The 11076-nt window shown below is 43.1% G+C and carries 7 protein-coding genes and 1 pseudogene; 5 read left to right on the top strand and 3 right to left on the bottom strand.

The window, feature by feature from the left end:
- The 5 genes and pseudogenes from VF500_RS22545 to VF500_RS22525 form a co-directional block, all read left to right on the top strand.
- A pseudogene (locus tag VF500_RS22545) lies at positions 1-431 on the top strand (SusC/RagA family TonB-linked outer membrane protein); the annotation flags it as partial.
- 5 nt (positions 432-436) lie between these two features.
- Positions 437-2065 carry a SusD/RagB family nutrient-binding outer membrane lipoprotein gene (locus VF500_RS22540; protein ID WP_330861834.1) on the top strand — a complete coding sequence of 543 codons (1629 nt, stop codon included), beginning with the start codon at positions 437-439 and terminating at the stop codon, positions 2063-2065.
- 218 nt (positions 2066-2283) lie between these two features.
- On the top strand, positions 2284-5535 hold the full coding sequence (locus VF500_RS22535; RefSeq protein ID WP_330861833.1) for a VCBS repeat-containing protein: 3252 nt from the start codon (positions 2284-2286) through the stop codon (positions 5533-5535).
- Between the two features lie 148 nt (positions 5536-5683).
- Positions 5684-7021: a vanadium-dependent haloperoxidase gene (locus VF500_RS22530; protein WP_330861832.1), complete on the top strand. Its 1338-nt coding sequence runs from the start codon at positions 5684-5686 to the stop codon at positions 7019-7021.
- A 30-nt stretch (positions 7022-7051) separates the two neighbouring features.
- Positions 7052-8611 carry a VCBS repeat-containing protein gene (locus VF500_RS22525; protein WP_330861831.1) on the top strand — a complete coding sequence of 520 codons (1560 nt, stop codon included), beginning with the start codon at positions 7052-7054 and terminating at the stop codon, positions 8609-8611.
- A gap of 72 nt (positions 8612-8683) precedes the next feature.
- Here the strand turns inward: VF500_RS22525 and VF500_RS22520 are convergent, their stop codons facing one another.
- The 3 genes from VF500_RS22520 to VF500_RS22510 all read right to left on the bottom strand — a co-directional run.
- Positions 8684-9268, bottom strand: a complete 585-nt coding sequence (locus VF500_RS22520; protein WP_330861830.1) for a TMEM175 family protein — start codon at positions 9266-9268, stop codon at positions 8684-8686.
- A 15-nt stretch (positions 9269-9283) separates the two neighbouring features.
- Positions 9284-10492 (bottom strand): glycoside hydrolase family 88 protein, encoded by a 1209-nt coding sequence (locus tag VF500_RS22515; RefSeq protein ID WP_330861829.1) that lies wholly within the window; start codon positions 10490-10492, stop codon positions 9284-9286.
- A 204-nt stretch (positions 10493-10696) separates the two neighbouring features.
- A partial coding sequence (locus VF500_RS22510; RefSeq protein ID WP_330861828.1) for an alpha/beta hydrolase occupies positions 10697-11076 on the bottom strand: 380 nt, incomplete at its 5' end.

Here is an 11076-nt window from a genome sequence, read left to right as displayed (position 1 = left end):
CGGCAACCAACTATTACAGTATGTACCGCGGTTTAAACAAGGCAACCCTGCCTGGTCGTGAAGGTGGTGTTGTAGGTGATGGTGTAACTGAAGATGGCCAGAAAAACACCAAATCAGTTGAGGCCGAAGTTTACTATCAGGCTTTAGCTCAAAGGGTATCTGCAATAAACGTGCTTGACGGCAGCTTTATTAAACTGCGCCAGGTAACACTGGGTTATACCTTTACAAAAGGGATGCTTGCTGGTTCTCCGTTTAGCGGCATAACTGTATCTGCAGTTGGTCGTAACCTTTGGACAATCATGAAACGTAGCGATAATATCGATCCTGAATCAGGCTTCGCTAACAGCGTTAGCTACGCTGGTATTGAAGGTACAAGCTTACCAAGCGCCCGTACATACGGTATAAATGTTAACTTTAAATTTAAAAAATAACAGTGATGAAAAAACGACTCATATATAGCGGCTTTTGCTTAGCCGCAGCGCTTGTTTCGGGCTGTACAAAAGATTTCACCAAGATAAACACAAACCCTAATGCTACATCGGCAGCCGTGTTTAATCCTAACTTTCTTTTAGCACAAGCCCAGATCCAGTATTCACAAACTGGTTACGATCAATTGCTTTATCAAAGCATGTGGTCACAATCATTAGCTTCAACTTACGACTACTACGGTAACGGAGATAAGTACATATACAAAGGTTCATTTAATGATTACAAGGCAAGGGTATATAACAGCGGTTATGATGCCGAAAGCCTTGTACAGGAAATGAAAAACCTTACAGATGGAAAAGCAGAATACGCCAACCTGAATAAGATTGCCTCCATAATGAAGGTATTCATTTTACAACGCGTAACTGACGCTTATGGTGACGTCCCTTATTCAGAGGCAGGCATGGCAAAGCAAGGTATCTTTACCCCAAAGTTTGATAAACAACAGGACATTTACAATGCCATGCTTACCGAACTTGATGCCGCTTTAACCGGACTCGATGCTGCAAAAGACAAACCAAGTTCTGATCTTTTTTACACCGGTGATATCACTAAATGGAAAAAATTAGGCTACTCACTGATGGTAAGGGTTGCCATGCGTTTAACTAAAGTTGACGCTGCTACAGCTCAAAAATATGTAGAAAAAGCTTACGCTGCTGGTACTATGACCAGCATTGATGACAATGCTAAAGTAAAAACAGATAATGCAAATGGTAATGCTAACAGCACCATCAACGCATTAACTGTTCCTGATGATTTCAGGGAAGTACGCTGGTCAAAAACCTTGATCGACTATATGCAAACCACTGCCGACCCACGGATTTCGGCTATTGCAGAAATTTCATCAGGAACCGGTAAGGCTGCCAACTCAAACGAAACTGTACCCGGCAATAACGACGCATCTGTTCAACATGGTATGCCGAATGGTTACGATCTTAACGGTGGAGCTACTGATATTAGCAAAGCTCCGGGTTATCCGGGTACTTCGCCTGCAGATCCATCTGTAAAAGACGACGCGCCTGCTCCTGACGGTAAATATTCCCGCCCGAGATTGCAGGTTTATTACACATCTACAACAAGCGTTAACCCCGTTGATAAAAGTGGCATCAATATGTTGCTAACTTATGGTGAAACAGAATTGTTGTTGGCCGAAGCTGCTACAAGAGGCTGGAATACCGGTAGTGCCGCAACACATTACGCAAACGCTTTGGTAGCCAATCAGCTTGAGCTCGCGCAGTTTAATGGTTCTGCGGCTGTAATTAGCAATACTACGGCAGCCACTTACGCTGCGGCTCATCCGCTTGTACCTGCTACAGCATTGCAGCAAATCAATATGGAATATTATGTTGAAACATCATCAACATTTATCCATAACGAAACATGGGCAAACTGGAGAAGGACAGGCATCCCAGTACTTACACCGGTTAAATATGTTGGTCAATTCACAGACGGTTCCATTCCCCGCCGCATAGTATACCCTGTTACTTTGATCACTACAAATGGTACAAACTACAGTGCTGCTATTAAAAACCTTACAGGAGGCGATGTTTTCACCGCAAGAGTATGGTGGGATAAATAATACCCCTATTATAAATTCTTTTAAAAAACAAGGCTATGGCTTCATAGCCTTGTTTTTTAATTTTACAACCAAAAGGATTAATAATCCGGTAGCAATTACCAATACAAATCATTAATTTTAAGTCCCCTGCAACCCGGAATAATAAAAATCTGTTGATAATGTGTTGTTCTTCTCCCCTCTTTAATTTAACTATTAAAAGTTCAAAAACTTTAGCTGTTATGGTCGCTTGGGGCCTTTTAGCCCTTAAGGCAAATGCCCAGCAGCCACTGTTCAAGCTGCTCACGCCCGAACAAACCAGCATTAAATTCCGCAATGATCTGGTGGAGGACGAGAAGCTTAACGTACTCTCTTACGAGTACCTGTACAATGGCGGCGGCGTTGCAGTTGGCGATATCAATAACGATGGCCTCGAAGACCTTTTTTTTACCAGTAACCTTGGTCAAAATAAACTATACCTCAACTTAGGTAACCTTAAGTTCAAAGACATTACCCGGCAAGCAGGCGAAGGCCTTTCAGGCAGGCCCGGCGACTGGAAAACAGGCGTTACCATGGCCGATGTTAACGGCGACGGCCTGTTAGATATTTATGTATGTTACTCAGGGCTGGGTGACAATGCCAAACGCCGTAACCAGCTCTTCATTAATAAAGGCAACAACAAATTTGTTGAAATGGCAAAACAGTATGGCCTCGATGATCCGGGTTATAGTACCCAAGCTGTATTTTTTGATTATAATAATGATGGCAAGCTGGATATGTTCCTGCTTAACCATAACGTAAAAAAGATCAGCAACCTTGAATTGGCACAGGCCAAATCCCAAACCGATGAGCTGGCCAGCAATAAGCTTTTTGAAAATCAGGGTGGTCATTTTGTGGATGTATCCCAAAAAGCAGGCATCATTCAAAATCCTCTCACCTTTGGTCTTGGCGTTGCCATTGCCGATATCAATAAAGATGGGTTACAGGATATTTATGTAACCAACGACTATAACGAACCCGACTACCTCTATATAAACAACGGCAACGGCACATTTACCGAAGAAAGTAAAAAGTGCTTCAAACATCTCTCTCAATTTTCCATGGGCGTTGATATTGCCGATATCAATAATGACGGTCTGCCCGATATGATGACGCTTGACATGCTGCCACCAGATAACCGCCGCCAAAAGCTGCTACAACTGCAGGAGAACTATGAATCATTTGAGCTGATGCTGAACCAAAACCTGTACAAACAATATATGCGCAACATGCTGCAGGTTAATAATGGCGATGGCACTTTTAGCGAAATTGGCCAGCTGGCAGGCGTTTCCAATACCGACTGGAGCTGGTGCCCTCTTATTGCCGATTTTGACAACGACGGTTATAAAGATATCTTCATCTCCAATGGTTATTTCCGCGATTATACCAACAAGGATTTTTTACGCTACTGGGGCGATTATAAACTCAAAAAAGCCATCGACCATGAACCGTTCCTGCTAATGGACCTGGTTAAGGCAATGCCCTCTACTACCCTTTCCAACTATATTTTCCAAAATAACCATAACCTCACCTTTACCGATAAAAAACAAGATTGGGGAATAACCAAAGGCGGTATTTCCAGCGGTTCAGTTTATGCCGACCTTGATAATGACGGGGACCTTGACCTGGTTACCAACAATATCAACAGCGAGGCTTCCATATTACAAAACATGACCATGGAAACCGGCAAAAAGAACTACCTGGCTGTAAACCTTAAACAAACCGAGGGAAATACAAACGCTATAGGTTCAAAAGTATTTGTATACAACGGTAAACAGGTACAATACCAGGAGGTTAACCCTAACAGGGGGTATCTTTCATGTGTTTCAACTGTTTTGAATTTTGGGTTGGGAGATCAGCAGCAAGTTGATTCTGTAAGGATCATCTGGCCAGATCAAACATCGCAATTGCTTACAGGTGTTAAAGCCAATCAACGCTTAAACATTACCTATAAAACCGGCAATCCTGTATTTAAAACCGACGGAAAAAACACTACAAAATCGATCTTCAATTTAGCTAAACCCGCTATTGATTATACGCATACCGAAAATACCATCAACGATTTTAAGCGCCAGCCTTTGATGCTGTTCATGAGCTCAAAAACAGGGCCGGTGATAGTTAAAGCTGATGTAAATAAGGATGGCCTTGAAGATCTTTTTATAGCAGGTGATCAGAATACCCCCGGAAAGATCTTTATCCAAAAAGCGGGCGGTACTTACACGGTTCAGGAAATATCCGATATGACCCCGGGAAGCACATCAGCGGCAGCATTTTTTGATGCCAATGGCGATGGTTTCCCAGATCTGTATGTTGCAAAAGGCGGTTATTCCCTTTTAGAACCGGGTGCCAGCGAGCTTCAGGATAAACTATACCTGAACGATGGCAAAGGTAATTTCAGTTTTTCAAGCACATCCCTCCCGGTATTAACCGGCAGCAGCAAATCATGTGTGCGCCCCTGTGATTATAACGGAGATGGCAAAATGGACTTGTTTATAGGCTCTAATATTACGCCGGGCTATTATCCATCGGCGCCCAAAAACTACCTCCTTACCAACACGGGCAATGGCCATTTTGAAATTACCGACGCCCCATTTAGTACTATCGGAATGGTTAAAGATGCCCAATGGATTGATTTGAACGGCGATGGACGCAAGGACCTGGTGATATGCGGGGAGTTTATGCCTATCACCATATTTACTAATACCAACGCCGGTTTTGTTGATGAAACCACCAAATACTTTGATCACCCCGTAAGCGGTTTCTGGAACACAATAACCATTACAGATGTGGATGGTGATGGCAAGCCCGATATTATTGCGGGTAACCTTGGTGAAAATACCCAGATCCATGCCAGCCAAACCGAACCAGCCGAAATGTATTTTGCCGACTTTGACGGCAATGGCTCTATTGATCCGTTCTTTAACTTTTATATACAGGGTGTGAGCTATCCCTTTGTAAGCCGAGATGAGCTCAACGACCAGATCTACCCGATGCGTAAACGGTTTGCCTCATATAAAGCTTATTGCGATGCTACCATGAAGGATATTTTAACACCTGAAGAACTTGCGAAAGCAACTAAGCTCACTGCCAACGAGGTGGAGACATGCCTTTTCCTGAACAGGGGCGGTAAGTTTGTAAAAGGTCAATTGCCTTTGCAAGCCCAATACTCCTTGGTATCAGAGATCCTAAGCGGTGATTTTAATCACGACGGCAAAACAGATCTCCTGTTGTTAGGCAATCACTCGGATAACCGCCTTAAACTGGGCAGCTTTGATGCAAACTACGGCTGCCTGCTTACAGGTGATGGTAAAGGCAATTTCACGTACCAAACTCAGTCCCTGGCCGGGCTATCGGTAAACGGTGACGTAAAATCAGCCACTGAGGTAAAAATAAACGGCGTTAATTATGTGCTGATGGGTGTATCCGACCAGCCATTGCAGTTTTATAAATATTAAGTTGCAAACCATGTATCAATAAGACCGTCATTGCAAGGAACGAAGCAATCCCAAACTACACAGGGCGAACCTGCAAATCGGGGATTGCTTCGTTCCTCGCAATGACGATTTTCTTATCTTATATGACTTTCAGAAAGAGATTAAAAACATGATCAAACGAATATTCATATTGTTTTTGGCGCTGATAAGCACAACAGCTTATGCGCAAAAAAGTAAAAAGCCCATCCTTCCGTACCTGCAAATTGATAAGGCTGTAAACGCTATTTCGGCGGTTATGATCCATGATGTGGTAAACCCTCCCGCTGCTTCGCGTTACTATGCTTACGTGACTATGGGGGCTTATAATTTGGTTAGCCTTAACAATAAACAGGTAGTACCGATTAACAATTTCATCAAAAGTTACACACAGGATAACCAGATCAGTATCCCGGCCGATAAGTATGATTATCGTATAGCCGCCATGTACTGCATACTGGAAACCGGCAAACAGATGCTGCCATCGGGTTTTATGCTGCAGGAGGATGAAGATAAGTACATAGCCCTTCTTAAAGAGAACAACATCAGCGATGACGTGATCAAACAATCAATAGCAGCCGCGACTGAAATGGCTGCTAAGGTTATTAAATATTCCAAATCAGATAATTATAACAAGCTTAGCGGCAGGCTTAGGTATTCGCCTATAAAAGGTGGTAAAAACTGGTTCCCTACCCCGCCAATGTATATGGAGGCGGTTGAGCCTAACTGGAAAACCATCCGCCCTATGTTTATCGATTCGTCCGACCAGTTTGTGCCGGTACGGCCTGCTACCTTCAGTACCGATAGTACAAGTGAGTTTTATAAAGAAGCCTATGCGGTATACAAAGTATCTAAAAACATGTCGGCCGAGCAGAACATGATCGCCAATTTTTGGGATTGCAACCCCTTTGCGGTTACCACATCTGGCCACATGATGATCGGGTTTAAAAAGATCAGTCCTGGAGGGCACTGGATGAATATTGTTGGTATAGCTGTAAAAAAAGCCCGACTAAGTTTTGATAAGTCGATACAAGTAGCAACGTTGGTGGCTATGACCGAGATGGACGCTTTTATCAGTTGCTGGGACGAGAAATATCGCAGTAATGGTATCCGACCCGAAACTTATATCAATAAATACATCGATATTAAATGGGCACCTATGCTGCAAACCCCGCCTTTTCCGGAATATCCGAGCGGCCATGCTGTGCTTTCAAATTCGTCGGCAGGTGTGTTGAGCTACCTATTAGGCGATAATTTCGCTTACACCGACGATTCGGAGCTTCCCTACGGCGTTGGCCCGCGTGATTTTAAATCATTCTGGCAGGCGGCTGAAGAAGCCTCTTTATCCCGCTTTTATGGTGGTATTCATTTCAAAGATGCCATTGTTAACGGAAATCAGCAGGGCCGCGACGTTGCGGCAGCCGTTGTAAAAAAATTAAAAGCAGCCGGAGTAAACTATTTGGGTAATTAGAACGTAGTTAAAAGCAAACAGCTTTTAACTATGCGATTCAGGGGGACGGTTTTACTATTACTTTTCGTTATTACCGGGCTCCTGGGTCTTAACTCATTCACCGTAAAAACAAAATCCGCTTACATAGTAACAGACGAGGAAGGCCGCGCATTGTTTTTACGGCATTGTACAGTTTGTCATTTAGCCCCCGATCCGGCAGGCCTTACCAAAGAGATCTGGACGCGACACGTCTTGCCAGTTATGGCGGCCCGCATGGGGATCATTTATCCTAATTATGACCCGCTCAGAGGACTAACCAACGAGGAGCGCGCCATTGTTAAAAAACACAATATCATCCCCGAAGAACCAGTTTGTACAGATGCAGATTGGGCTAAGATCAGGGACTATATCATCAGCAATGCTCCCGATAGTGTTGTCCTCGATGAAAAACGCCTCACCCGCAACAACCCTCTTACGCAGTTTGTAAGGCAGGATGTACGGGTTGATGATCAAACGCCATCACTCATTACCGGCCTGGAGTATAACACTAATACTCAAACCTTGTGGATAGGCAATTTTTACAACCAGGTTTTAAACTGGCAGTATGGTAAAGGAGTTACTAAAACCATAAAAAGTGGAAGTCCTGTTGTTAATTTTAATTTTTATAAAAACAATACCTACTTTACCCAGATAGGCAAACTATATCCTACGGAACTCAGTACTGGCTCATACGCACAACTGGCAGATACCGGAGCAGCCCCCCTGCTAACTCAACTGCACCGCCCCGTTTGCACCGAAATAAACGACCTGAACAATGATGGCACACCTGAAATTGTAGTGTGCAACTTTGGCAACAAAACGGGCGGCTTATCGCTGTTTAAAAAGAACAAAGCCGGTAAATATGTTGAAGATGTGCTGCTGCCCCTACCCGGCGCTATCAAATGTTATATAAAAGACATGGATGGTGACGGCAAAAAAGATATTGTGGCCATGTTTTCGCAGGGGGATGAAAGTGTTTATATTTTCTATCAGAAGGACAACCTCAATTTTAAAGCTAAACGCGTATTGCGTTTTCCGCCTGACTATGGCACTACCGATATGGTTTTAGTTGATTACAATAACGATGGACTTACAGATATTGTAACCGTACATGGCGACAATGCCGATTACTCCAATATCCTGAAAGCGTATCACGGCATCAGGCTGCACATAAACCAGGGTGCCGATGTTTTTAAGGAAAAGTTCTTCTATCCGATATACGGCGTAACCCGGGTCTTGGCTGAAGATTTTGATAAGGATGGAGATATCGACTTTGTGGCAACCTCCTTTTTCCCGGAGTTTGGCAAACTGGTTGATGAATCGTTTATTTACCTCGAAAACACAAACAAAGACCAGTTTACCTTTAAATCATACATTCAAAAAAGCGAAGTACCGATAAAAACCCTCACCCTCGAAAAAGCTGACGTTGATGGCGACGGCGATATGGACATCATTACCGGTAACTTTGCCCAAAGCCCCGGCCCCGCCCCTACAGCGCTTGATGCAAAGTGGAAATCGGCAAAGTATGGATTGAGTATATTTTACAATCAGTTATATCAACCCAAGAAGTAAGCTGGCAAAGATAAATATAGCTGTATAAGGCCGGCCCGAACTTACTACCATACATTCACAACCTATAGCTAATTATTCTGAGTCGAGGAGACGTTCAAAGCGTTTATCGGGTATAAACCAACTCCCCGCTACTACCACGTAAATTACAACGCTGATAGTAGGGTTTAACCAGGTAAATAAAATAGCGACTGCGTATAAGCCAACAGAAATTTTCCCCTTAAAATCATTTCCGAAGGCTTTGGCTACCATTGAATCTTCGCCATGATGTTTGATAAGGGTAAGCGCTAAAATACGGTAGGCTGTCCCGTTCATGATCAATACTATTCCGTAAAAAAAGACCGGCCATTGGGTCAAGTGGTTCTCCCCCATCCAGCTGGTTACAAATGGTATCAGCGATAGCCAAAATAACAGGTGTAAATTGGCCCACAATATTTTACCATTTACCGACCGCACGGCCTGCATAGTATGATGATGATTGTTCCAGTAAATGCCTACATAAACAAAGCTTAGCAGATAGCTTAAAAAAACAGGGATAAGAGGCTTTAGATCTTCCAGGCTTTCACCGTGGGGAACTTTTAACTCTAACACCATAATGGTAATAATGATGGCTATTACACCATCACTAAATGCTTCTAATCTGCCTTTACCTAATGCCATGGGCTAAATATAGCATTATTTGGCAAAAGCCTTATAACGCTGCATAGCTTCAACAAAGTAGTAATCGGCATAGGTTAACGGTACGTCAACTTCGGTACCTGCCGGGAAATGGCCTACGCTGTGTTTCAGTATAAAACCGCCATTGGTATTCAGATCAGCTTTATATGCCGGTGCTGATAAGTTTTTAATGATAGTTTGGGCAACATTAAAATACTCCTGACCATCTTTTTTATCAACGTAACGGCAAAGCTCCAACAAGGCCGAGGCCATAACCGACGCAGCAGAAGCATCACGCAATGCGTTAGGGATGTTTGTCGCGTTATAATCCCAATAAGGTATTTTGTCGGCAGGCAGGTTTGGATTGGTCAATATAAAATGAGCAATATTTTTTGCCTCCTCCAGGTATTTCTTGTCTTTGGTTTCGCGGTACATTACGGTGTAGCCATATAAGCCCCATGATTGTCCCCTTGCCCATGCCGACTCATTAGCGAAGCCCTGTGCGGTTTTCTTTTCCTTTACTGCTCCAGTATTCGCGTCGTAATTAATTACGTGGTATGAACTAAAATCAGGACGAAAATGATTTTTCATTGTGGTGTTAGCATGAGTAACCGCTATTTTATAAAAGCTGGAATCGCCCGTTGCTTTTGTAGCGTAAAACAACAGTTCCAGGTTCATCATGTTATCAATGATCACCAGGAAATCATCGGCCTTTGAATTCCATGAACGGATGCAGCCAACAGTAGGGTTAAACCTGGTTGAAAGTGATTTGGCACTATTGATCAGAATTTCCTTGTATTCGGATTTGGGCTCAAGATGGTTTGCTGTACCAAAGCTGCAATACATCATAAAACCAAGATCATGTGTACCTTTATTGTACTGCTCTTTTTCGAGGCCTTTCAAATTATTGTTAGCATCGCTAAGCAATGCGGCATCTTTAGTTTGCTGATATATTTTCAATAATGTGCCTGAGTAAAAACCACTGCACCACCAGCTGCTGTTGCTTGTTTCAAACTTATCTGTAGTAGGATGATAAGTTTTCGGAAACTGCTCGGGCCCAAATTGCTTGGCCATGTATTTATATTGTATATCAGCGTCGGCAAAGTTTTTCTTGATGGTAGCCAATACATCCTTTTGGGGCTTAAAGCTATTTTGCGAAAACGAGCTGAAACTCAGCGCTAATAAACATGCAGTAATGGTTGTTTTGTACAGGTGTTTAAATTTCATAGACTATTTATAACTGGTTAAAGTGCTTATGCAGGGCACGTTTCAAGTTATAAAAGTGCAGATTTTACACGCACAAAAACAAGCACCAGGCAGGCATTTAGCTATATTTTTCTACTACATCGATGTAGTGAGAGTAGTTTTCCAACTCACTATAGCCCAAATTAAGACTTACGAAGTTTTCAAAACTTCGTAAGTCTTATAATCTCATTTCATCACAAACCCCATCACCATTGTTTCCATTAAAGCCGGCTGGCGGTAAAAAATAATATGATCAGAGTTTGGGATAATAGCCAGTTGCGCAGATGGCAGCAGCTTATAAATACTCACAAAACTTTCAATAGGATTATATCGATCGCGATCACCGGCGGTAACCAGTACGGGACATTTAATGCTTTTTATCTGGTCGGGCGTTACCGTGGTTTGATTGATCCAGGCATGTTTGAGCAGTTCAACAAATTCGCCCCAGCGCCCGGGTTCGGGCATCAGTTTTTTTCGTTCGCGTACAAAATCAGGCATGTCACGTTCAAGCGATGCACCGGTTAAGCCTTTCAACTCCTCCATTTCGCCGGGGCGATAACTTGCTG

This window comes from Mucilaginibacter sp. (assembly GCF_036383575.1).
In the GTDB taxonomy this organism is placed as follows: Bacteria; Bacteroidota; Bacteroidia; order Sphingobacteriales; family Sphingobacteriaceae; genus Mucilaginibacter.
Note: the sequence above shows the minus strand (reverse complement) of the source record. Positions and strands in the feature narration are given on the sequence as shown.

Excerpts from the sequence above, each read along its gene's own strand:
- VF500_RS22540 (WP_330861834.1), top strand. The coding sequence starts at position 437 with ATGAAAAAACGACTCATATATAGCGGCTTTTGCTTAGCCGCAGCGCTT.
- VF500_RS22535 (WP_330861833.1), top strand. The coding sequence starts at position 2,284 with ATGGTCGCTTGGGGCCTTTTAGCCCTTAAGGCAAATGCCCAGCAGCCA.
- VF500_RS22530 (WP_330861832.1), top strand. The coding sequence starts at position 5,684 with ATGATCAAACGAATATTCATATTGTTTTTGGCGCTGATAAGCACAACA.
- VF500_RS22525 (WP_330861831.1), top strand. The coding sequence starts at position 7,052 with ATGCGATTCAGGGGGACGGTTTTACTATTACTTTTCGTTATTACCGGG.
- VF500_RS22520 (WP_330861830.1), bottom strand. The coding sequence starts at position 9,268 with ATGGCATTAGGTAAAGGCAGATTAGAAGCATTTAGTGATGGTGTAATA.
- VF500_RS22515 (WP_330861829.1), bottom strand. The coding sequence starts at position 10,492 with ATGAAATTTAAACACCTGTACAAAACAACCATTACTGCATGTTTATTA.